The sequence below is a fragment of the Rhizobium indicum genome, assembly GCF_005862305.2.
GTDB classification, from domain to species: Bacteria; Pseudomonadota; Alphaproteobacteria; order Rhizobiales; family Rhizobiaceae; genus Rhizobium; species Rhizobium indicum.
The window spans coordinates 2894703-2916078 of the sequence record NZ_CP054021.1; the positions used below are offsets into that span (position 1 = coordinate 2894703).

The 21376-nt window shown below is 61.5% G+C and carries 21 protein-coding genes; 9 read left to right on the top strand and 12 right to left on the bottom strand.

From position 1 onward, the window contains the following. The first annotated feature begins 201 nt into the window (after positions 1 to 201). From FFM53_RS14195 to FFM53_RS14205, 3 genes are all read left to right on the top strand, one after another. A complete protein-coding gene (locus FFM53_RS14195) occupies positions 202 to 2889 on the top strand; it encodes a DNA translocase FtsK (RefSeq protein WP_138331855.1) in 2688 nt (895 codons plus the stop codon). A 139-nt stretch (positions 2890 to 3028) separates the two neighbouring features. Then, on the top strand, positions 3029 to 3697 hold the full coding sequence (locus FFM53_RS14200; protein WP_138331854.1) for an outer membrane lipoprotein carrier protein LolA: 669 nt from the start codon (positions 3029 to 3031) through the stop codon (positions 3695 to 3697). 317 nt (positions 3698 to 4014) lie between these two features. Then, on the top strand, positions 4015 to 4818 hold the full coding sequence (locus FFM53_RS14205; protein ID WP_138389428.1) for an exodeoxyribonuclease III: 804 nt from the start codon (positions 4015 to 4017) through the stop codon (positions 4816 to 4818). A gap of 49 nt (positions 4819 to 4867) precedes the next feature. On the opposite strand, the gene FFM53_RS14210 is transcribed toward FFM53_RS14205, so the two are convergent. After that, entirely contained in the window at positions 4868 to 5323 is a 456-nt protein-coding gene (locus FFM53_RS14210) for a cyclic nucleotide-binding domain-containing protein (RefSeq protein WP_029870886.1), read from the bottom strand. A gap of 137 nt (positions 5324 to 5460) precedes the next feature. Next, positions 5461 to 6144 (bottom strand): response regulator transcription factor, encoded by a 684-nt coding sequence (locus FFM53_RS14215; RefSeq protein ID WP_017995455.1) that lies wholly within the window; start codon positions 6142 to 6144, stop codon positions 5461 to 5463. A gap of 167 nt (positions 6145 to 6311) precedes the next feature. Here FFM53_RS14215 and FFM53_RS14220 point away from each other — a divergent pair, with 167 nt between their 5' ends. Both FFM53_RS14220 and FFM53_RS14225 read left to right on the top strand, forming a co-directional pair. Continuing rightward, on the top strand, positions 6312 to 6833 hold the full coding sequence (locus FFM53_RS14220; RefSeq protein WP_138331853.1) for a L,D-transpeptidase family protein: 522 nt from the start codon (positions 6312 to 6314) through the stop codon (positions 6831 to 6833). A gap of 131 nt (positions 6834 to 6964) precedes the next feature. Further along, positions 6965 to 7795 (top strand): aldo/keto reductase, encoded by an 831-nt coding sequence (locus tag FFM53_RS14225; RefSeq protein WP_138389429.1) that lies wholly within the window; start codon positions 6965 to 6967, stop codon positions 7793 to 7795. 86 nt (positions 7796 to 7881) lie between these two features. On the opposite strand, the gene FFM53_RS14230 is transcribed toward FFM53_RS14225, so the two are convergent. The 10 genes from FFM53_RS14230 to ffh form a co-directional block, all read right to left on the bottom strand. Beyond that, positions 7882 to 8235 (bottom strand): cell surface protein, encoded by a 354-nt coding sequence (locus FFM53_RS14230; protein ID WP_138389430.1) that lies wholly within the window; start codon positions 8233 to 8235, stop codon positions 7882 to 7884. A 423-nt stretch (positions 8236 to 8658) separates the two neighbouring features. Continuing rightward, positions 8659 to 10068, bottom strand: a complete 1410-nt coding sequence (gene leuC / locus FFM53_RS14235) for a 3-isopropylmalate dehydratase large subunit (protein WP_138331850.1) — start codon at positions 10066 to 10068, stop codon at positions 8659 to 8661. Positions 10069 to 10351: 283 nt separating this feature from the next. After that, positions 10352 to 11164: an amino acid ABC transporter permease gene (locus tag FFM53_RS14240; protein ID WP_138389431.1), complete on the bottom strand. Its 813-nt coding sequence runs from the start codon at positions 11162 to 11164 to the stop codon at positions 10352 to 10354. A 16-nt stretch (positions 11165 to 11180) separates the two neighbouring features. Further along, positions 11181 to 11978, bottom strand: coding sequence for a basic amino acid ABC transporter substrate-binding protein (locus tag FFM53_RS14245; protein WP_011653909.1), 798 nt, complete (start codon positions 11976 to 11978; stop codon positions 11181 to 11183). A 145-nt stretch (positions 11979 to 12123) separates the two neighbouring features. Further along, positions 12124 to 12678 carry a 50S ribosomal protein L19 gene (rplS, locus tag FFM53_RS14250; protein ID WP_012759374.1) on the bottom strand — a complete coding sequence of 185 codons (555 nt, stop codon included), beginning with the start codon at positions 12676 to 12678 and terminating at the stop codon, positions 12124 to 12126. Positions 12679 to 12965: 287 nt separating this feature from the next. After that, on the bottom strand, positions 12966 to 13697 hold the full coding sequence (trmD, locus tag FFM53_RS14255) for a tRNA (guanosine(37)-N1)-methyltransferase TrmD (protein WP_138389432.1): 732 nt from the start codon (positions 13695 to 13697) through the stop codon (positions 12966 to 12968). Then, positions 13697 to 14266 carry a ribosome maturation factor RimM gene (rimM, locus tag FFM53_RS14260; RefSeq protein ID WP_012759372.1) on the bottom strand — a complete coding sequence of 190 codons (570 nt, stop codon included), beginning with the start codon at positions 14264 to 14266 and terminating at the stop codon, positions 13697 to 13699. Before rimM ends, trmD begins: the two co-directional genes overlap by 1 nt. A 113-nt stretch (positions 14267 to 14379) precedes the next feature. After that, entirely contained in the window at positions 14380 to 14751 is a 372-nt protein-coding gene (gene rpsP, locus FFM53_RS14265) for a 30S ribosomal protein S16 (RefSeq protein WP_012759371.1), read from the bottom strand. 49 nt (positions 14752 to 14800) lie between these two features. Then, complete coding sequence (locus FFM53_RS14270) at positions 14801 to 15121, bottom strand: chorismate mutase (protein WP_003543666.1); 321 nt, start codon at positions 15119 to 15121, stop codon at positions 14801 to 14803. A gap of 16 nt (positions 15122 to 15137) precedes the next feature. Further along, positions 15138 to 16724, bottom strand: coding sequence for a signal recognition particle protein (gene ffh / locus FFM53_RS14275; protein WP_138331848.1), 1587 nt, complete (start codon positions 16722 to 16724; stop codon positions 15138 to 15140). Between the two features lie 470 nt (positions 16725 to 17194). Here ffh and FFM53_RS14280 point away from each other — a divergent pair, with 470 nt between their 5' ends. The 4 genes from FFM53_RS14280 (at position 17195) to ftsY (ending at position 21321) form a co-directional block, all read left to right on the top strand. Next, a complete protein-coding gene (locus FFM53_RS14280; RefSeq protein ID WP_138389433.1) occupies positions 17195 to 17419 on the top strand; it encodes a hypothetical protein in 225 nt (74 codons plus the stop codon). A gap of 116 nt (positions 17420 to 17535) precedes the next feature. Next, complete coding sequence (gene dapF / locus FFM53_RS14285; RefSeq protein WP_138389434.1) at positions 17536 to 18441, top strand: diaminopimelate epimerase; 906 nt, start codon at positions 17536 to 17538, stop codon at positions 18439 to 18441. Further along, complete coding sequence (mtaB, locus tag FFM53_RS14290) at positions 18438 to 19712, top strand: tRNA (N(6)-L-threonylcarbamoyladenosine(37)-C(2))-methylthiotransferase MtaB (RefSeq protein WP_138389435.1); 1275 nt, start codon at positions 18438 to 18440, stop codon at positions 19710 to 19712. Before dapF ends, mtaB begins: the two co-directional genes overlap by 4 nt. A 16-nt stretch (positions 19713 to 19728) precedes the next feature. After that, entirely contained in the window at positions 19729 to 21321 is a 1593-nt protein-coding gene (ftsY, locus tag FFM53_RS14295; RefSeq protein ID WP_138389436.1) for a signal recognition particle-docking protein FtsY, read from the top strand. Positions 21322 to 21376 lie beyond the last annotated feature (55 nt).

Below are 21376 nucleotides of genomic sequence, written 5' to 3' on the forward strand. Positions count from 1 at the left end.
GCGGCCTATCTAACCATAGACCGCATTTGGCCCGGACCTTTCAAGGTTCGGGCTTTTTTCATTTCCCGGTTCGGAATGCACGTCCAGGCATGCATGGTTAACATCGCTTTAACCCGGCTCTGATTAGGTAGAGCGGACGCATTTTGGCACGGCGAAGCTTCAGCGATTCGCGTGTCCTCAGGCATTGGACGGGTTAGACACATGGCAAGAAGCACGTCGCCGGCAATGGATGGCCGTCCGGATCGGTTCTCCTTCTCGGCATTCATGCTACGGCAGATCCAGGCGCTCATCGGCTTTGCGATCTTTCTGCTGCTGGCGTTCTGCGTCGCGGCGCTGGCGACATGGAATGTTGCGGATCCGAGCTATTCCTATGCGACCGCCAACTCGCCGACGAATATTCTCGGTTACACCGGTGCTGCTTTTGCCGATATCGTCATGCAGTTCCTCGGGCTTGCCAGCGTCGTTTCGATGTTGCCGATCGTCGCCTGGGCGCTGACGCTGATCTCGGGCCGCCGCTTCAGCCGTATTCCCGCCCGTGCCGGCGCCTGGTTCGGCGGTTCGGTGCTTTCCTGCGCCGTACTCGGCTGCTTTCCGCCGCCGCTCACCTGGCCGATCCCGAACGGCATCGGTGGTGTCATCGGAGATATGATCCTGCGTTTTCCCGCACTTTTCGTCGGTGCTTATCCCACCGGCACCTTCGCCATGGTGGTCGGCTGCATCTTTGCCGCGCCGACCGCCTGGATGATGCTCTTTGCCTCAGGCCTCGTCGGCCGCAGCGACGCAGACGACGAGATCGAGGAGGACTACGTTGATACCCGTAGCAAGGCTCGCGTCGTCGGAGACGAGGACGAGGAGGAGGACGAGTCCCGCTGGGTCGCTTTCAGCGGTGCCGTGACGCATGCCTGGTACATGAGCCAGGGTCGGCTGCGCCGGCTCTTCGGCATGGGACCGCGCAAGCGCCGTCAGGGCGATTACGAATCACCTTATGATTTCAACGATGACGAATTCGGCACGCTGAACGAACCCGTTCGTGCCAAGGCGCTGACCGTCCGCGGCGAGCGCATGGAACCGTCGATGGAGCCATCGATGGGAGCAAGGGCGGCATCACCGCGGCGCATCGTCTCGGCGCCGTCGATGTCCATCGATGACGATGACGATAATGACGACGACCTGCCCTTCGATAACGACATGCCGCCGCGCCCGGCCGATATCCTGCCCGACGACGATGATGACGACTGGATGATCCGCGCGCCGGCAAAGGCCGCCGGCAAGCCGGAACCACGCGTCGTCCCGGTGGTCGCGCGTCCGAAGCCCAGCGCCCGCATCGAGCGGGAAGCGCAGGGCTCGTTCATTCGTCCCGAGGGTTTCCAGCTTCCGTCGATGCATCTGCTCGCCGAACCGAAGAATGTCGTGCGCGACTCCACGCTTTCGGCCGATGCGCTGGAACAGAATGCCCGGATGCTCGAGGGCGTGCTCGAAGATTTCGGCGTCAAGGGCGAGATCATCCATGTCCGCCCCGGCCCTGTCGTCACGCTCTACGAACTGGAGCCGGCGCCCGGCATCAAGTCGTCGCGCGTCATCGGCCTTGCCGACGATATTGCCCGCTCGATGAGCGCCATTGCCGCCCGCGTCGCCGTCGTGCCCGGCCGCAACGCGATCGGCATCGAATTGCCGAACCAGACGCGTGAGACCGTCTATCTGCGCGAACTCGTCGCCTCCCGGGATTTCGAAGGCAGCAAGGCGAAGCTCGCCATGGCGCTCGGCAAGACGATCGGCGGCGAAGCCGTGATCGCCGATCTCGCCAAGATGCCGCATCTGCTCGTCGCCGGCACCACCGGTTCCGGCAAGTCGGTCGCCATCAACACGATGATCCTGTCGCTGCTCTACCGCATGACGCCGGAACAGTGCCGGCTGATCATGATCGACCCGAAGATGCTCGAGCTCTCCGTCTATGACGGCATCCCGCATTTGCTTTCGCCTGTCGTCACCGATCCGAAAAAGGCCGTCGTCGCGCTCAAATGGACGGTGCGCGAGATGGAAGAGCGCTACAAGAAGATGTCGAAGATCGGCGTGCGCAACATTGACGGCTTCAACACCCGCGTCGAGCAGGCGCTGTCGAAGGGCGAGGCGATCTCGCGCACGGTGCAGACCGGCTTCGACCGCCATACCGGCGAGGCGATGTACGAGACCGAAGAATTCGATCTGCGGCCGATGCCCTATATCGTCGTGATCATCGACGAGATGGCCGACCTGATGATGGTCGCCGGCAAGGATATCGAAGGCGCCGTCCAGCGTCTGGCGCAGATGGCGCGTGCGGCCGGCATTCATGTGATCATGGCGACACAGCGTCCGTCGGTCGACGTCATCACCGGCACGATCAAGGCGAACTTCCCGACCCGCATCTCCTTCCAGGTGACCTCGAAGATCGACAGCCGCACCATTCTCGGCGAACAGGGCGCCGAACAGCTGCTCGGCATGGGCGACATGCTCTACATGGCGGGCGGCGGGCGTATCCAGCGCGTGCACGGCCCGTTCGTTTCGGATGTCGAGGTGGAAGAGATCGTCTCCTACCTGAAGACCCAGGGCTCGCCGCAATATCTCGACGCGATCACCGCCGATGACGATGAAGACGGCGATTACGGCGGCGGTGGCCCGGCCGGCACGTCCAATCTTTCCGAATCGGAAGATCCCTACGACCAGGCGGTCGCCATCGTGCTGCGCGACGGCAAGGCGTCGACCTCCTACGTCCAGCGCCGGCTGGGCATCGGCTACAACCGTGCCGCCTCGCTCGTCGAGCGCATGGAGAAGGAGGGCATCATCGGACCGGCCAACCATGCCGGCAAACGCGAGATCCTTGTTCCGACCGAAGGCGACATCCTCGACCGCTGACAGAACAGGCATATATTTCCAATACAGCCGCTTTTGCGGAAACCTGATAGCGTCGAAGCCGTTACCTCTCGCAGGCCGATCGCAACGCCTTGAAGACGCCGCCTTTCGGCAGCATGCAGATCGCATAAAGGAGATTTAGATGAGTCACTCCGATACCTTCCTCTCCGGCCTGACGGTAACGCGCCGCGACCTTCTCGGCGCCTTCGCCGTCGCTGCGATAACGAGCGCTATTCCCTTCGGCGCTTACGCGCAGGCGGCGGCTCCCGCCTCCGGCAAAGCGCAGGCGATCGCCGATCATTTTTCCGGTGTCACGACAATGCAGGGCGAATTCGTGCAGTTCGGCCCGCGCGGCGAACAGACCGGCGGCAAGTTCTTCATTCAGCGCCCCGGCAAGCTGCGCTTCAACTATGACGATCCGTCGCCGATGCGGGTAATTGCCGACGGCAAGAACGTCGCCATCGGCAATACGAAGCTCAAGACCTGGGATCTCTATCCGCTCTCCAAGACCCCGCTCAGCCTGCTCCTGGCGCAGCGTATCGACCTGTCGGCCGGCATGGTGAAGGGCGTGAAGGAAGAGTCCGACCTGACGACGATCGCGCTCGGCAACAATACGGTGTTTGGAAACTCGACCATCACCATGATGTTCGACCCGAAGACCTACGACCTGCGCCAGTGGACGATCACCGACAATCAGGGCAAGGATACCTCGGTGATGATCTTCAACGTCAAAACCGGCATGCAGTTCGACGATCGCGTCTTCCGCGTGCCCTATGAGACCATTCCCGGCACGCCTCAGTCGCGCGACTGAGAGCTTTTCGGTTGATCGCCGGCCGCTTTTACCAGATCCAGATGTTTTCAGGCCGGATTAGGTTGAAAACATCCGGATCTCAATCAAAGATTTGAGCATGATGTCGTCCGAAAACCGCTCACACTTTTCGGCATCATGCTCTATCTCTTTGTTTCCACGCAATTCCGGACGCAAAGCCGCTGCGCACTTTTGCTGGAATTGCGCTAGCGGCCGGTTCCCTCGCGTCCACCTTTGTTTTAAAGCCCTTTCATAAAGCGCATCGCGTCGAGCCGGGGTTCGGCCGGCATGCGGGCATTGGACGCGAGAGGGTATGGGGCATGGGCTTTTCGATCACCACCTGGAACATCAATTCGGTGCGGTTGCGCATGCCCATCGTCGAGCAGCTCGTTCTCAAGCACAGGCCCGATATCCTCTGCCTGCAGGAAACCAAGGTGACGAACGACCTGTTTCCCGCGGCACCGCTCAGGGCGATGGGCTATAATCACATCATCATCCATGGCCAGAAGGGCTATCACGGCGTGGCGATCGCCTCGCGCATTCCGTTGACCGAGGATCACCGGCAGGATTATTGCGGCGTCGGCGATGCGCGCCACATCTCGGCGATCTTCGAGCACGGCAATCGCCGCGTTCGGCTGCACAATTTCTATGTCCCGGCCGGCGGCGACGAGCCGGATCGCACGATCAATCCGAAATTCGGCCACAAGCTCGATTTCATCGAGGAGATGAAGCTGCTGAAAGCCAATGGCGAGGCCAACACCTCAGCCATCCTCGTCGGTGACCTCAACATCGCGCCGCTGGAGCATGATGTCTGGTCGCACAAGCAGCTTCTGAAGATCGTCAGCCATACGTCCGTCGAAACCGAGGGGCTGCTCGAGGTGATGAAGCGCGGCGCCTGGCTCGATCTGATGCGCCAGCATGTGCCTGCCAGCGAGAAACTCTACACCTGGTGGAGCTACCGCGCCAAGGATTGGGAGGCCGCCGATCGCGGCCGTCGTCTCGACCATATCTGGTCGTCGTCGGATCTCGGGCCGCATCTGAAGCGGATAGAAATCCTGAAGGAGGCGCGCGGCTGGGACCGGCCCTCCGACCACGTACCGGTGACGGCGCATTTCGATTTCTAGGGCGATGCGGTTCAGCTTTTCGTAAAGCGGAGAACTGCTCTAACCGGGATCAGTTGAAGCGGTAGAACTGGCTTGCGGCCTTTGCCGCGAGTTCGGCAAGATTGTCGCGGATCCGGTTCTCGATCAGCCGGGCTGCGTCCGGATATTCCTCGATCAGCCGGTGGAACAGGGCGCGGGTGATGCGGATGATGCTGGTGTCCTCGCGCGCTACCGCGGTGAACTTACGCTCTACCAAGGTCACCAGCGCCAGTTCGGAAACCAGGGTTCCGGGGCCGGCGATCCCCCCTGTCCTCTGCATGCCGTCGCTGCTCGTTGCGCTCAGCTCCAGGCTGCCGCTGAGGATGACATAGGCGCTCTCGGCGGGCGAGCCCTGGCGAAACAGCATCTGGCCGGCAGCGATCATGCGCCGGTCGGCGCCAAAGGCGATCAACCGCAGCTGATCCTCGTTCATGTCTTTGAACAGAGGAAGCTGCGCGAGCATGTGGATGTCGTCGGTCAGCGCCATGCGGGCTTTTCGCCTTAGAGCAATTCCAGCAGAAGTGTCTAGCGGTTTTGCCAGGAAAAGCGTGAAACGCTTTTGCCGGGAATTGCGTGAAAACAAAGAGATAGAGCACTTCCGTGATTTGGAAAAACGGAAATGCTCTAGGGTATGATCTTGTAGCCGCCGTTTTCCGTGACGAGGATTTCAGCATTGGAGGGATCGCGCTCGATCTTCTGGCGCAGGCGATAGACGTGGGTTTCCAGCGTATGCGTCGTCACCCCGGAATTATAGCCCCAGACCTCTTCGAGCAGCACGTCGCGGGTAACGACCTTCTGTTCGGCGCGGTAGAGATAGCGGATGATTGCCGCTTCCTTTTCCGTCAGCCGGATCTTCTGGCCGTTATCGGTGGTCAGGAGCTTCTGGCTCGGCTTGAAGAGGTAGGGGCCGACGGTGAAGGTCGCGTCCTCGCTCTGCTCATGCTGGCGCAGCTGCACGCGGATGCGGGCGAGCAGCACGGCGAAGCGGAAAGGCTTGGTGACATAATCGTTGGCGCCGGCTTCGAGACCGAGGATCGTGTCCGAATCGGTATCGTGGCCAGTCAGCATGATGATCGGCGCCTTGAAACCGCCCTTGCGCAGCAGCTTCACTGCCTCGCGGCCGTCCATATCGGGCAGGCCGACATCCATAATCAGCAGGTCGATCGGCGTCGCGCGGGCGGTCGCGACACCCTTGCCGGCGTTGGCTTCCTGCAGAACCGTGAATTCCTCATACAGCGACAATTGCTCCGTCAGCGTCTGCCGAAGGTCATCGTCGTCATCCACCAGAAGAATGGTGCGTGCGGTCATGCCGTTTGCGTCCTCATGTTAAGTCCCCTAGTCCTACGCCAAATTCCTGGTTTGGCAAGGATCGGGCAGCGGGCTGTTGCCGGGTCGGTTTCGATATGATTTCAATCGAAGCCCCAGACAAGGCACGACATGCGAGAAAAATGGAAAAAGCAAGGCAGAGGCGAGGTATGACGCCGTCGACGATCGTGGTGCGTCCTGCGCCGGGGCGCAAGAGCCGGGCGATCGTCCGGTTCGGCGCCATCACCGTGCCCGCTGCGATCGGCCGCTCCGGCCGCACCGTGATGAAACGCGAGGGCGACGGCGCCACGCCGATCGCCTCGATGAGGCTGATATCGGGCTTCCGGCGTGGCGAGCGGAACGGCCGGCTCGTCACTCCGCTTTCCATCCGCCGCATCCGGCCCGACATGCTCTGGTGCGATCAATCTGACAATGCCAGCTACAACCGCCTCGTCCGGGCGCCGTTCAGCGCAAGTCACGAGGAGATGCGGCGCAGCGACTGGCTCTACGATATCTGCCTGGTGATGGACTGGAACATCTCCTCGCGTGCGCGCAATCGCGGCTCGGCGATCTTCTTCCATCTCATCCGGCCGGGCTACGAGCCGACGGCGGGCTGCGTGGCGGTGAGCCTGCGCGACATGCGCCGCCTGCTGCCACACATTCGAAAGGGAACGATTGTCCGCGTCGTCTGATTGTCTTCCGGATGCGGTCACCTATATGTTTCCGGTGACCGAACGCTCCGGCTGAAATGCGTTCAGGGACGTCCGCAAGCGCGGGCGCAATTCATGCCTCGTCCAATTCTTCAAACTCCCGGAGATATATTGTGACCGCTCAACCTATCATCACTTTCCATGACGGACATTCCATTCCACAAATCGGCCTCGGCGTCTGGCAGACGCCGCAGGATATTGCCGCTCCCACCGTGCGCACGGCGATCGCCGTCGGCTATCGTCACATCGATACGGCTTCCGGCTACGACAACGAAGAGGGCGTCGGCGAAGGCATCCGCTCTTCCGGCCTCGACCGCAAGGACATCTTCGTCACCACCAAGCTCAGGAATACCGATCAAGGCTTTGACAATACGCTGCGCGCCTTCGACGGCAGCCTGAAGAAGCTCGGTTCCGAATATGTCGACCTCTATCTCATTCACTGGCCGTCGCCGCATCGCGGCCTTTATACAGAAACCTGGAAGGCTTTCGTGCGCATCCGGGAAGAGGGCCGTGCCCGCTCGATCGGCGTGTCGAATTTCAATCCCGAACATCTTGAGCGCATCATCGGCGAAACCGGCATCGTCCCCGTCATCAACCAGATCGAGCTGCATCCCGACTTCCAGCAGAAGGCGGCGCAGGCGGCTCATCAGAAGCTGAACATCGCCACCGAATCCTGGAGCCCGCTCGGCCAGGGCAAGTTCATCTCGAACGCGGTGATCGGTGAGATCGCCAAGAAGCATCAGAAGACGCCGGCCCAGGTCATCATCCGCTGGCACATCGACACCGGCCTTGTCGTCATCCCGAAATCGGTGACGCCGTCGCGCATCGAGGAGAATTTGCAGGTGTTCGACTTCAAGCTCGATGCCGACGATATGGCCGCGATCGCCAAGCTCGACAGCGCCGGTGCCCGCATGGGGCCGGATCCGATGACGGCAACCTTCTGATCGTCGTCTCGATTATCGCCAAGCCAATCAGCGGCCGCCTCGGGAGAGATCACCCGCGGCGGCCTTTCTATGATGGGCCTGCCGCTTCAATAATTACATTTGGACGAGCCGTTGGTCGGGGTAAAACCGTAGTTGCAGGCATTGTTCAGGCGCTGCGGCCGTCCGATCGAGCCGGTATATTCGTCCGAAGCAAAGGCGCGCGAGGGGTACCAGTAGCCGTTCGTGCTCTTGATATAGCCGGGCCGGGCGTTGCTATAACCGCGATATCCGTTGAGAGTTGGTGCTTTGCCTTGCGCGACCTGTTGCCATAAGCTGGAAGAGACCGTCATCGGCGGTGCCGGCGGATGGATCGGCGCAGCCGCAGCGGCATCGATTGATGCCAGCGACGCGAACACGCCCAGGATGGTTTGCGGCAGGCGTCCTGCCATTTTCTGTCTCATGGCTATTCTCCCAGATCACACAACGCGGAACTTTGCTCCTGCATAATTCCTTAAATCGGAATCGATTTAAGGATGAAATTATGCAGCAATTCAAAATGTTACAGCGTCCTTTGCGCGTCTGAAAAGACGCGCGGCGCTGTAGCGCAGCCAAGCCAGTGATCGCCGAAACCGGCAATGGACGCGCGAAAGCGTGCCTGTCGAAAGTCGCGCGAGATGCGTCTGAAAGCGCCATCTGGATGAAGCCACAGGCATTCCCCGATGTCGATTGCCCGAACGGGTGAAATCGAGAATGCGGGTCATTCACTGACGAGCCCAAGAAAGCAATACCCACCAGGCGCCGAAGACAGGGGGGTGCCACAAATGCGAAGCCCACCGATGCGCAGGGGCATCGGTGGGCTTTTGATTGTCATCCGTTTTGATGGATCAGTTCCACTCGCGGATATCGACGAAGTGGCCGGCGATTGCGGCTGCGGCTGCCATTGCCGGCGAGACGAGGTGCGTGCGGCCCTTGAAGCCCTGACGGCCTTCGAAGTTGCGGTTCGAGGTCGAAGCGCAGCGTTCGCCCGGCTTCAGGCGGTCGTCGTTCATGGCAAGGCACATGGAGCAGCCCGGCTCGCGCCAGTCGAAACCGGCGGCCTTGAAGATCTTGTCGAGACCTTCGGCTTCCGCCTGTTCCTTGACGAGGCCGGAACCCGGCACGATCATCGCGTCGACAGTCGGGGCAACCGTCTTGCCTTCGACGACCTTGGCGACTTCGCGCAGATCCTCGATGCGGCCGTTGGTGCAGGAGCCGATGAAGACGCGGTCGAGCGTGATGTCGGTCATCTTCGTGCCCGGCTTCAGGCCCATATAGTCGAGCGCGCGCCATTTGGAGGTGCGCTTGGTTTCGTCCGGAATGTCGTCCGGGTTCGGAACGATGCCCTGGACGGAGATGACATCCTCGGGCGAGGAGCCCCAGGAAACGATCGGCGGCAGGCTGGCGGCGTCGAGCACGACGACGCGGTCGTAATGAGCGCCCTCGTCGGTCTGCAGCGTCTTCCAGTAGGCGATCGCCTGTTCCAGCGCCTCGCCCTTCGGCGCGCGCGGCTTGCCCTTGATATATTCGAAGGTCTTTTCATCCGGGGCGATCAGGCCGGCGCGGGCGCCGCCTTCGATCGTCATGTTGCAGATGGTCATGCGGCCTTCCATCGACAGCGCGCGGATCGCTTCGCCGGCAAATTCGATGACGTGGCCGGTGCCGCCGGCCGTGCCGATCTCGCCGATGATGGCAAGGATGATGTCCTTGGCGGTGACGTGCGGCGGAAGCACGCCGTCGACCCGCACCAGCATGTTTTTCGCCTTCTTCTGGATCAGCGTCTGGGTCGCCAGAACATGCTCGACCTCGGAGGTGCCGATGCCGTGCGCCAGCGCGCCGAAAGCGCCGTGCGTCGAGGTGTGGCTGTCGCCGCAGACGATGGTCATGCCGGGCAGGGTGAAGCCCTGTTCCGGACCGACGATGTGGACGATGCCCTGGCGCTTGTCGCTTGCCGAATAATATTCGACGCCGAATTCGGCGGCGTTGGTCGCCAGCGCTTCCACCTGGATGCGGCTTTCCTCGTTCTTGATGCCGAGGTGGCGGTCGGGCGAAGTCGGAACGTTATGGTCGACGACGGCGAGCGTCTTTTCCGGCGCGCGAACCTTGCGGCCGGTCATGCGCAGGCCTTCGAAAGCCTGCGGCGAGGTGACTTCGTGGACCAGGTGGCGGTCGATGTAGAGAAGACAGGTGCCGTCTGCCTGTTCGTCGACCAGATGATCGTCCCAGATCTTGTCGTAGATGGTACGCGGTGCGCTCATGGCGTTAAGTCCGTTTTTCTAAAGCTTTTGGAAAATCGAGAAATGGCAGATCAGGCTCCGCCGGCCGTCATTCGATCAACGAAGTCGGCTGTTGAGCGCACCGGACACGCACGCAAAAAACCGCGCCGGCAGGCGATAGTGATCCTGCAGCACGAAAATATGCGCACCAATGCATCTGAACTTGGATTCCATGGCCCTGCATATAGCGATTTTTCGCGGCGGCTTCAATTTGAATCATCAGTAGGCGCTCTGCGGCCTCTCAGCGGCGCAGCGTATTGATCGCTTACCGCGATTTCATCCATTTCTCCGTCCGCCGCAGCGCCAGCGACAGGCCGATCGTCAGGATCAGATAGATATAGGTGACGATCGAATAGGTCTCGAAGAAGCGGAAGGAACCGGCGGCATAGACCTTGCCCATCTGGGTGATGTCGGCGACTCCGAGCACCGAGACGAGCGAGCTGTCCTTCACCATCGAGACGAAATCGTTGGAGAGCGGCGGGAAGATCACCCGGATCGCCTGCGGGAAGACGACGGAACGAAAGCGTCGGTAGCGCGACAGGCCAAGCGCCTTGGCCGCCTCGATCTGGCCGAGATCGACCGACTGGAAACCGGCCCGAAAGATTTCGGCGATGAAGGAGGAATAGCCGACCGTCAGCGCGATGATCGCTCGGCACATCAGCGAGAGATCGCGCACCAGGATGGGCTCGGCCACGCCTGATGTCACCAGCGGTGAAATCAGGAAATTATAGCCTGCAACCAGAGCCGGTGCGCCGACGAAGGCGACGTAGAACAGCAGCACGAGGATCGGTATGCCGCGGATGATCTCGATGTAGAAGCGCGCAATCTGACGCAACACCTGGCTGTCGGCCATGCCGAGCAGGCAGATGCCGAGGCCGAGCACGGTGGCGAGCACGAAGGCGACCAGCGTGACGAAGACGGTGACGCCGACACCGTTGACGACGGTGCGGAAGACCTGGGCATAGATATCGTTGGCGACGATGACAACGGCAAGCACGATGCCGATCGTGATGAGGGCGACCAGCCACCAGGGATAGTCGTCCTTGACGTGTCTGTCTGGAGATGGTCGCAGGGCCATCAATAGTTGCTCGGCGTCATTCGCCCATCTTGTAGTCGAGAAACCACTTCTTGTTCAGTCCATCCAGCGTGCCGTCGGCCTTGAGTGCGGCGATGGCGGCATTAACAGGGGCGACGAGGTCGGACCCCTTCGGGAAGATGAAACCGAAATCTTCGGTGCCGAGCGGCTCGCCGATCAGCTTCAAGGCGCCGTTCGAGGCGTCGACATAACCCTTGCCGGCGGTGCCGTCGGTCAGCACGACGTCGACGTCGCCGGCCTTCAGGGCCTGGACGGTGGCGCCGAAGGTTTCGAAGAGCTTGATGCGCGGGTTCTGCTCGTTGCCATCAAGCACTTCGTAGACGGCGGTGTAGAAGGGCGTGGTGCCGGGTTGTGCGCCGACCAGGCCATCCTTGAATTCGCCGAAGGACTTGGCGTCGGTGAAGCGCTTCTCATCGCCGCGCACCAGCATGAACTGCTGCGAGCGCATATAGGGATCGGAGAAATCCACCTTCTGCTTGCGGTCTTCCTTGATGGTGATGCCGGTCATGCCGATGTTGTACTGGCCGTCGGACACCGCCTGGATCATCGCGTCCCAGCTGGTGTTCTGGTATTCGACCTTGAAATTCAGCCGCTTGGCGATCTCGTTCATCGCATCATATTCCCAGCCGATCGCCTTGCCGGATTTCGGATCGACGAATTGCAGCGGCGGATAGGCATTCTCGGTGACGACGACGACGCTCTTGCCGCCGAGATCGGGCAGTTCGGCGGCCGATGCGGCGAGGGGTAGAAGAGCAAGGGCGGCGAAGCTCGCAAGAACGGTACGACGAAACAACATTGAACGGTTCCCCAAAATTGAACGGCAAAAACTGTCACGGAAGATAGGCCCGAGGCAAGGCCGCCGGCTGCGCACCGAAGCAAAAAATAGAAAAGGCGACCCGAAGGTCGCCTTTCCAAGCAAAGAATTTTGCGTGGCGCAGGTCTTATTCTGCTGCCGGTTCCGCTGCAGCGGCGGCTGCTTCAGCGGCGGCCTTTTCAGCGGCGGCCTTGGCTTCCGCAGCTTCTGCTGCTGCCCTCTCGGCGGCGAGCGCCTGAGCTGCTGCAACCTTTTCAGCTTCGATGCGTGCCTTTTCCTCGGCAATGGCGGCGCGCTCGGCGTCGTTGAGCTTGCGGGCGCGGACGCCGGTGTCTTCAACGATACGGGCAGACTTGCCGCGACGGTCGCGCAGGTAATAGAGCTTGGCGCGACGGACCTTACCGCGGCGAACGACGTCGACGCTTTCGATCATCGGCGAGTAGATCGGGAATACGCGCTCGACGCCTTCGCCGTAGGAGATCTTGCGGACCGTGAAGTTTTCCTGCAGGCCGCCGCCGGAGCGGGCGATGCAGACGCCTTCATAGGCCTGAACGCGGGTACGGGTGCCTTCCGTGACCTTGACGTTGACGCGGACGGTGTCGCCCGGGGAAAATTCGGGAAGCGTGCGCTTGGCTTCGATCTTGGCGGCCTGTTCGGCCTCAAGCTGCTGAATGATGTTCATCGTCTTAACCTTTGGTTCTTCTGAAACAGCCAGAGCGCTCGACACTGATCCTTCGGAACTGGCCTCAGGACTTTGCCCGTCAAGGGCGGGAGCGGATTCGCCATTCTTTGTTTGCTGGCAGACGGGGATAAACCCCATTTCCGCGTGCGCCAATACACGAAAGGCCAGGGCTTGTCATCCCTTGGGCGGCATTTTTGTGAAAAGGGCTGCGAAATCAGCCGTTTTTCTCACTTTACAGCGCCGATCGCCTTTTCAGACGGCGCAAAGGACGTTGTGACATTTTGAATCTACGCATCGTGCTTTCCGAAATTCGATCCCGATTTTGGGGCCGATGCGTCAGACTTTTCCAGCAGATCCGGCCGCCGCTCCCGCGTCAGCCGCACCGCTTCCTGATGCCGCCATTTCTCGATCGCGCCGTGGTTGCCCGAGGTGAGGATCGCGGGGATTTCCCGGCCTTCCCATTCCTGCGGCCGAGTATAATGCGGATGTTCCAGCAGTCCGCCTTCGAAACTTTCGTGCAGGCCGGAAAGATCGTTGCCCATGACACCAGGCAGGATGCGGATAATCGCATCGAGCACGATCAGCGCCGCCGGCTCGCCGCCTGATAGCACGTAGTCGCCGATCGAGACCTCTTCCAGTCCACGCGCCTCGATCACCCGCTGGTCGACACCCTCGAAGCGGCCGCAGACGATGATGATTCCGTCGCCCGCCGCGAGCTCGCGCACACGCTCTTGCGTCAGCGGCCGGCCGCGCGGGCTCATCAGCAGCCGTGGGCGGGTATCGTTTTCTGAGGCGCTGTCGATCGCACGTGCAAGAACGTCGGCCTTCAGCACCATGCCGGCGCCGCCGCCGGCCGGGGTGTCATCGACGGTGCGATGTCTGTCGGTGGCGAAGTCGCGGATCTGAACCGTGTCCAGCGACCATTGCCCCCGCTCCATCGCCTTGCCGGCGAGCGAGAAGCCCAGATGCCCCGGAAACATTTCCGGATAAAGTGTCAGCACGCTCGCCCGGAAAGCCATTACTTCTTCTTTTTCGGCTTGTCGGGAGTGAATTTCGAAAGCTCTTCGGGATCCTCGACCAGCCCCGCCGCCAGCGGATCGATCAGCAGCGTGCCGGCCTCGAGGTCGATCTCCAGCACCGAGGCTTCGGAGAAGGGGATCAGCACCGGGCGCTTGCCCGGACCTTTGAGTTCCAGCAGGTCGCCGGCGCCGAAATCGAAGACGCCGGTGACGGTGCCATAGCTGACGCCCTTGTCGTCGCGTGCCTCGAGCCCTTCGAGATCGGCATAGTAGAACTCGTCGTCCTCCAGCTCCTCGTCCGGCAGGTTGTCCCGCTCGATATAGAGTTCAAGCCCGTTCAGAGCCTCGGCGGCATTGCGGTCGTTGACGCCGCGGAAACGGACGACGACGACATTCTTCATCTCGCGGATTTCGAGGACTTCGAAGCTGCGGCCGTCCATGCTGTGCAGATGGCCGTAGTCGCCAAGCGCACCGGGATCGGCCGTATAGGCCTTGGCGCGCACCTCGCCCCGGAGGCCCTGCGCGCCACCGATCGTCGCCATCAGAACGGGGTTTTCAAGCTTGGTCATGGGTTCCTTCATGTGAAGCCGAAAGACAGGTTTCTCATAAACGAAGTGCGTGCGATTGGAAACGAAAACGGGCGGCATGTCGCCATGCCGCCCGCTCGAAGGGGGTGTCGCGATTATTCCGCGGCGTCTGCAGCAGCAGCGGCGGCGTCGGTGACCTTCTGAGCCTTTTCGGCGGCGCGTTCCTGGGCGCGCTTGCCGGGCTTTGCCTTGACCGGGTTGTTCTTGACCTCGCGCTTGGCAACGCCTGCCTCATCGAGGAAGCGCAGAACGCGGTCGGTCGGCTGGGCGCCGTGTTCGATCCAGTGCTTGATGCGCTCGGCGTTCAACTGAACGCGCTTCTCATCGTCCTTGGCAAGCATCGGGTTCCAGGAACCGAGGTTTTCGAGGAAGCGGCCGTCACGCGGGCTGCGCGCATCGGCGAGAACGACGTGGTAATATGGGCGCTTCTTGGAACCACCGCGGGCGAGACGAATTTTCAGTGCCATGTTCTTTACTCCTTGGGCTTTTCTTGACCGCTTTTTTGAGCGGTACGGGTTATCGGGCTGCAGCGCTCTGTTCAGCGTGATCCGCAGCGATCTGCTCATGATGCCGGATGACTTCCTTGATTACGAAGTTCAGGAACTTCTCGGCGAAATCCGGGTCCAGATTGGCGGCTTTCGCCAGCTGGCGAAGGCGTTCGATCTGGTATTCCTCGCGCGCCGGGTCGGCCGGCGGCAAATTGTATTTGGCCTTCAGCACGCCGACCTCTTTGGTGCAGCGGAAGCGTTCGGCCAGCATGTGCACGAGAGCGGCGTCGATATTGTCGATCGACTGACGATAGCTCGCGAGCTGGGCTTTGACGTTTGGATCAATCATGGGGCAAGCGATCCTTTCACTTCTTCTTCGGCAATCCGGGCAATCCCGGGAAACCACCGCCAAGGCCCGGCAGCTTGGCGCCGCCGAGGCCCGACAAACCACCCGGCATACCGCCGAGACCGGGCATGCCCCCACCCGGTTTTCCAAGCCCCGCCGCTTCCGCCTGCTTCTGCAAGGCCTCGAGCTGTCGGGGATCGATATTCGAGAGATCGGGCATGCCGCCACCCATGCCGCCCATGCCGCCGCCGAGGCCCATCTTGCCGGCAAGGCCGCCCATCATCTGCTTCATCATGCCGCCTTTGCCCTTGCCGCCCATCATCTTCATCATGTCCGCCATCTGGCGATGCATCTTCAGAAGCTTGTTGATGGCGGCGGCATCGGTGCCGGAACCGGCGGCGATGCGCTTCTTGCGCGAATGCTTGAGCAGGTCGGGATTGGTGCGCTCGGCCTTGGTCATCGACTGGATGATGGCGATCTGGCGGCCGAAAAGCTTGTCGTCGAGGCCGGCTGCGGCCATCTTGTCCTTCATGCCGGCCATGCCGGGCATCATCCCCATGATGCCGCCCATGCCGCCCATCTTCTGCATCTGGCGCAGCTGGTCGGCGAGGTCGTCGAGATCGAACTTGCCCTTGGCCATCTTGGCGGCCATGGCGGCCGCCTTCTCGGCGTCGATGTTTTCCGCCGCGCGCTCGACGAGCGAGACGATGTCGCCCATGCCGAGAATACGGTCGGCGATGCGGCGGGGATGGAATTCCTCCAGCTCGCTCATCTTCTCGCCGACGCCGATCAGCTTGATCGGCTTGCCGGTGACGGCGCGCATCGAAAGGGCGGCACCGCCGCGGCCATCGCCGTCCATGCGGGTCAGCACCAGACCGGTGATGCCGACGCGTTCGTCGAAACTGCGGGCGAGGTTGACGGCGTCCTGACCTGTCAAACTATCGGCGACCAGCAGGATTTCATGCGGGTTCGAGCGCTTCTTGATGTCGGCCATCTCGACCATCAGGGGCTCGTCGATATGCGTACGGCCGGCGGTATCGAGGATGACGACGTCATGGCCGCCAAGCTTTGCGGCTTGAACGGCACGAGCAGCGATATCGGTCGGCGACTGGCCTGATATAATAGGCAGCGTGTCGATATTGGCCTGGGCGCCGAGCTGGCGAAGCTGCTCCTGGGCTGCCGGACGGCGCGTGTCGAGCGATGCCATCAGCACCTTCTTCTTCTCGCGCGTCGACAGGCGATGGGCGATCTTCGCCGACGTCGTCGTCTTGCCGGAGCCCTGCAGGCCGACCATCATGATGACGACAGGGGCAGCGGCATGAAGGTCGACGCCAACGCCTTCGCCGCCCAGCATCTCGATCAGTTCGTCATGCACGATCTTGACGACCATCTGGCCGGGCTTGATCGACTTCAGGATCTCGGCGCCGACGGCCTTTTCACGCACGCGGTCGGTGAAGGAACGGACGACGTCGAGCGCAACGTCGGCCTCCAGCAACGCACGGCGAACCTCGCGCAGCGCTGCGGAAACATCGGCTTCCGAAAGCGCGCCACGGCCTGTCAGTCCATTCAGAATGGATCCAAGACGGTCCTGGAGGTTTTCAAACATCGGCTCTTCCTTGATACGTTTCGGGCGGGTTCTTACCTGCCCGGAAACGTCGTGCTTTTCCTTGACGAAAACAAGACGCAAAGCCAAAAAGCACCCGAGGGCGCATCGCGCTGTCGGGTGTTGACCTCCGGGATCTTAAGGTCCCGGTCGGCGGCTCGGAGTCATGCGGCTCGTCGCGGATTGGGCGCGATAAACAGGAAAGCCGCGCGAAAGTCAAGGCAATGCGGACAAATGACCGCATGGCGGACTTCTCGGAAGCCGTTTCACCCAGCGGTTGCAGCGAAGGTACATATTCAAGCAAATCGATGTAATGGCTCGCGCAATCCCCCAGGGTTTCAGGTTTTGACGATAAATATTCCAGTCGAGGCCTGAATTCGCTAGCAACGCCGGTTGCAAATTATTCGGCGTGTGATTCTACTTTCTACTTAAGTGCGTCCTGTAAAATGATTCGTGAATATCCTTGATGCCGAATGAATCGGCGGAGATATCGAATGTTAAATCCTGATATTGAGAGCTGGGCGCTGGCGCGGGCCCATCATATTGTCCTGAACGAAGGCCTGAATCTTGCCAAGGCGGCACAGGATCTGGATCGCAAGCGGTCCCGCTCGCTGGTCTACGAGCTGAGAAAGGTCATCACCGCAGCGATTGTCGAAGCCCATGCTGCGTCCTTCGGTCCCGACGGTGCACAGCGGTAAAAGCTGAACTGCTGCCTCGAAGGGTCAGCAGGCCGCAACGCCTGCCCGGCATCACCCACTGGTAATTCCTTCGCATTTCCGCCATATACACCGGAAAGACAGACGGAATGATACCCATGAGCGCAACGGTCGAATTTGCGAGGATGAACGGGCTTGGCAACAAGATCCTGGTCGTCGACATGCGCGGCCGGCCGGACAAGGTGACGCCGGCGGCGGCTTTCGCGCTCAATGCCGATCCGCAGACTGAGTTCGATCAGATCATGGCGATCCATGATCCGAAGGCCGAAGGCACCGATGCCTTCATCGATATCCTGAATTCCGATGGCTCGAAGGCGCAGGCCTGCGGCAACGGCACGCGCTGCGTCGTGCAGGCGCTTGCCGCCGAGACCGGCAGGAAGGTCTTTACCTTCCAGACGGTCGCCGGCATCCTCAATGCCGTCGAGCACGAGGACGGGACGATCTCGGTCGATATGGGCCGGCCGGTGTTCGATTGGGACAGGATCCCGCTGGCGGAAGAATTCCACGACACCAGCCGCATCGAGTTGCAGATCGGTCCGATCGACAAGCCGGTGCTGCATTCGCCGTCGGCGATGTCGATGGGCAATCCGCATGCGATCTTCTGGGTGGACAGGGACGTGATGTCCTATGATCTCGCCCGCTTCGGACCGCTGCTCGAAAACCATCCGATGTTTCCCGAGCGCGCCAATATCACGCTGGCGCAAGTGACGTCGCCGACATCGGTGACGACGCGCACTTGGGAGCGTGGCGCGGGACTGACGCTTGCCTGCGGTTCGGCTGCCTGTTCTGCTGCCGTCAGTGCTGCGCGCACCGGCCGCACCGGCCGCAAGGTGACGATTAATGTGGCAAGCGCCAAGCCGCCGGCCACGCTTTCCATCGAATGGCGCGAGCGCGACGATCATGTCATCATGACCGGCCCGGCCGAATGGGAATGGTCGGGCAGGGTCGATCCTTCGACCGGTCTCTGGTCGCGCGATGGTACCCGAGAGGCGGAGGCGCAGTGAGCGGCATCGAGGTCATTACCTTCGGCTGCCGCCTCAACACATATGAATCCGAAGTGATGAAGGCGCAGGCCGAGAAGGCCGGGCTCAACAACGCCATCCTGGTCAACACCTGTGCCGTGACCGGCGAGGCCGTGCGCCAGGCCCGCCAGGCGATCCGCCGGGCACGGCGCGACAATCCGCATGCCCGCATCATCGTCACCGGTTGCGCCGCGCAGACGGAAAAACAGACCTTCGCCGCGATGGCAGAGGTCGATGCCGTGCTCGGCAACGAGGAGAAGCTGACCAGCGCCTCCTATCGCAGCCTGCCGGATTTCGGCGTTTCGGCCGAAGAGAAGCTCCGGGTCAACGACATTATGAGCGTCAAGGCGACGGCGCCGCAGATGGTCAGGCACATCGACGGCCATGTGCGTGCCTTCATCCAGGTGCAGAACGGCTGCGACCATCGTTGCACCTTCTGCATCATTCCCTATGGCCGCGGCAATTCCCGCTCCGTACCGATGGGAGCCGTCGTCGATCAGGCCCGCAATCTCGTCGACGGCGGTTATCGCGAGATCGTGTTGACCGGCGTCGATGCAACCAGTTATGGCGGCGATCTGCCGGGCGCCCCGACGCTCGGGCTTTTGGCGAAGACGCTGCTGAAACAGATCCCCGATATCCGCCGCCTCAGGCTTTCCTCGATCGACAGCATCGAGGCCGATGCCCATCTGATGGATCTCATTGCCGACGAGCCACGCTTCATGCCGCATCTGCATCTGTCGCTGCAGCATGGCGACGACATGATCCTGAAGCGCATGAAACGACGGCATTTACGCGCCGATGCGCTGCGTTTCATTGAGGATGTGCGCCGGCTTCGCCCCGAAATGAGCTTCGGCGCCGATATGATCGCCGGCTTTCCCACAGAAACCGAAGAGATGTTCGAGAATGCCGTGCGGCTGGCGGAAGAGGCTGGCATCGCCCATCTGCATGTCTTCCCCTACAGTCCGCGTCCCGGCACACCGGCCGCCCGCATGCCGCAGCTCGACCGGTCGCTGGTCAAGGATCGTGCCGCAAGGCTGCGCGCCGCTGGACATAGGCTGCATCAATCCCATCTCGATCAGATGATCGGAACCCGGCAATGGCTGCTTGTTGAAAACAACGGCCTGGCGCATACGGAGAACTTCACGCTGGTCGCAGCCCCCGGCCTTCGTCCCGGCGAACTTGTGCCGGTCACGATCACCGGCCACAATGGCAAGCATCTCGACATGCAATTGACGGCCGCAGCCGCGGCCTGACTTTCACGGAATCCCCATGGCGCTCAGTTTCATCAAAAAGGTCTTCACCTTCGGCAAGCCGGCTGAAGAACCTGTGCCTGCGGCCGTGGAAAGGGAGCTGGAGCCGCGTTCGCGCGACGAAGATCTGCCGGTTGCCGACGATCCGGTGCTGGCCGAGGAAATGGATACGGCCGGTGGGCCGGCTGCCGATATTGACGAGGGCGGGGTCGCAGCGGTTGCTGAAGATGATGTCGAATCCTCAATCCTGCCCGCCGCCGACCAACTGAGCGACATGGGTGTCGTTCCGCTCTCATTGCTGGAAGCCGAGGCAGCAGCGGAGGCGGAGGCTGAAATCCAGGCGGTCGCCGAACCCGTTGCGGAAATACCCGCTTCTGTCCCTCTGGAACGTCTCCCGCACGAGGCGGGAGATCCTGTGGAGACCGGAGCGCCAGAACAGCCGGCTGACCTCGAAGAGATCGTTGAAAAGCTTCCGGAAGAGGTTCCGGCTGAGCCGGAAGAGATTCCGACTGAGGATGACGCAGGACTGGATTCGCCCTCCCAGCCAATCTCCCCACCTGTGGGGGAGATGCCCGGCAGGGCAGAGGGGGGTAGCCCCATGGCAGAACCGGAGATTGGTTCTCCCATCCTCCCCAGGGGCTTTGCCACCGGACCGAAGGTTGTCGAGCCGGAGCCCGTTGTCCTGCAGCCAAAACTCAGCTGGTTCCAGCGCCTGCGCAATGGCCTTGCACGCACCTCTTCGCAGCTGACCGGCCAGATCACCGCGCTCTTCACCAAGCGCAAGCTCGATGACGAGACGCTGCAGGATCTCGAAGACCTGCTGATCCAGGCCGATCTCGGCGTCGAGACCGCCATGCGCGTCACCGATACGCTCGCTTCCGAGCGTTATGGCAAGGATGTCACCGGCGAGGATGTCAGCCGCATCATGGCGTCGGAAATCGCCAAGGTGCTGAAGCCGGTCGCCAAGCCGTTGCAGCTCGACCTTTCGCATAAGCCGCATGTCATCCTCGTCGTCGGCGTCAACGGCACGGGCAAGACGACGACGATCGGCAAGCTTGCGGCGAAGCTTTCCGGCGCCGGGCTGAAGGTGATGCTGGCTGCCGGCGATACTTTCCGTGCGGCGGCGATCGAGCAGCTGAAAATCTGGGCCGACCGGACGAAATCCGAATTCATCGGCACCAAGCTCGGCGCGGATGCCGCAGGCCTTGCCTATGATGCCTTCGAACAGGCAAAGGCGAAAAAATGCGACGTGCTGATCGTCGATACCGCCGGCCGCCTGCAGAACAAGGCCGAGCTGATGGCCGAGCTCGAGAAGATCGTGCGCGTGCTCGGCAAACTCGATCCCGATGCGCCGCATACCGTGCTGCAGACCCTCGACGCCACCACGGGGCAGAACGCGCTCAGCCAGGTCGAGATCTTCCGCAACGTCGCCGGCGTCAACGGGCTGATCATGACCAAGCTCGACGGCACGGCGCGCGGCGGCATTCTCGTCGCCATCTCCGCCAAGCACAAGCTGCCGGTCTATTTCATCGGTGTCGGCGAGGGCGTCGAGGATCTGGAGCCGTTCGAGGCCGAGGATTTTGCCCATGCCATTGCCGGACTTGGGCAATGATGCCACAGATATGCCGCCGAAAGCCTGCAAGGCACGGCCGGAAACAGGTTTCCAG

Excerpts from the sequence above, each read along its gene's own strand:
- FFM53_RS14195 (WP_138331855.1), top strand. The coding sequence starts at position 202 with ATGGCAAGAAGCACGTCGCCGGCAATGGATGGCCGTCCGGATCGGTTC.
- FFM53_RS14200 (WP_138331854.1), top strand. The coding sequence starts at position 3,029 with ATGAGTCACTCCGATACCTTCCTCTCCGGCCTGACGGTAACGCGCCGC.
- FFM53_RS14205 (WP_138389428.1), top strand. The coding sequence starts at position 4,015 with ATGGGCTTTTCGATCACCACCTGGAACATCAATTCGGTGCGGTTGCGC.
- FFM53_RS14210 (WP_029870886.1), bottom strand. The coding sequence starts at position 5,323 with ATGGCGCTGACCGACGACATCCACATGCTCGCGCAGCTTCCTCTGTTC.
- FFM53_RS14215 (WP_017995455.1), bottom strand. The coding sequence starts at position 6,144 with ATGACCGCACGCACCATTCTTCTGGTGGATGACGACGATGACCTTCGG.
- FFM53_RS14220 (WP_138331853.1), top strand. The coding sequence starts at position 6,312 with ATGACGCCGTCGACGATCGTGGTGCGTCCTGCGCCGGGGCGCAAGAGC.
- FFM53_RS14230 (WP_138389430.1), bottom strand. The coding sequence starts at position 8,235 with ATGAGACAGAAAATGGCAGGACGCCTGCCGCAAACCATCCTGGGCGTG.
- leuC (WP_138331850.1), bottom strand. The coding sequence starts at position 10,068 with ATGAGCGCACCGCGTACCATCTACGACAAGATCTGGGACGATCATCTG.
- FFM53_RS14240 (WP_138389431.1), bottom strand. The coding sequence starts at position 11,164 with ATGGCCCTGCGACCATCTCCAGACAGACACGTCAAGGACGACTATCCC.
- FFM53_RS14245 (WP_011653909.1), bottom strand. The coding sequence starts at position 11,978 with ATGTTGTTTCGTCGTACCGTTCTTGCGAGCTTCGCCGCCCTTGCTCTT.
- rplS (WP_012759374.1), bottom strand. The coding sequence starts at position 12,678 with ATGAACATCATTCAGCAGCTTGAGGCCGAACAGGCCGCCAAGATCGAA.
- trmD (WP_138389432.1), bottom strand. The coding sequence starts at position 13,697 with ATGGCTTTCCGGGCGAGCGTGCTGACACTTTATCCGGAAATGTTTCCG.
- rimM (WP_012759372.1), bottom strand. The coding sequence starts at position 14,266 with ATGACCAAGCTTGAAAACCCCGTTCTGATGGCGACGATCGGTGGCGCG.
- rpsP (WP_012759371.1), bottom strand. The coding sequence starts at position 14,751 with ATGGCACTGAAAATTCGTCTCGCCCGCGGTGGTTCCAAGAAGCGCCCA.
- FFM53_RS14270 (WP_003543666.1), bottom strand. The coding sequence starts at position 15,121 with ATGATTGATCCAAACGTCAAAGCCCAGCTCGCGAGCTATCGTCAGTCG.
- ffh (WP_138331848.1), bottom strand. The coding sequence starts at position 16,724 with ATGTTTGAAAACCTCCAGGACCGTCTTGGATCCATTCTGAATGGACTG.
- FFM53_RS14280 (WP_138389433.1), top strand. The coding sequence starts at position 17,195 with ATGAATCGGCGGAGATATCGAATGTTAAATCCTGATATTGAGAGCTGG.
- dapF (WP_138389434.1), top strand. The coding sequence starts at position 17,536 with ATGAGCGCAACGGTCGAATTTGCGAGGATGAACGGGCTTGGCAACAAG.
- ftsY (WP_138389436.1), top strand. The coding sequence starts at position 19,729 with ATGGCGCTCAGTTTCATCAAAAAGGTCTTCACCTTCGGCAAGCCGGCT.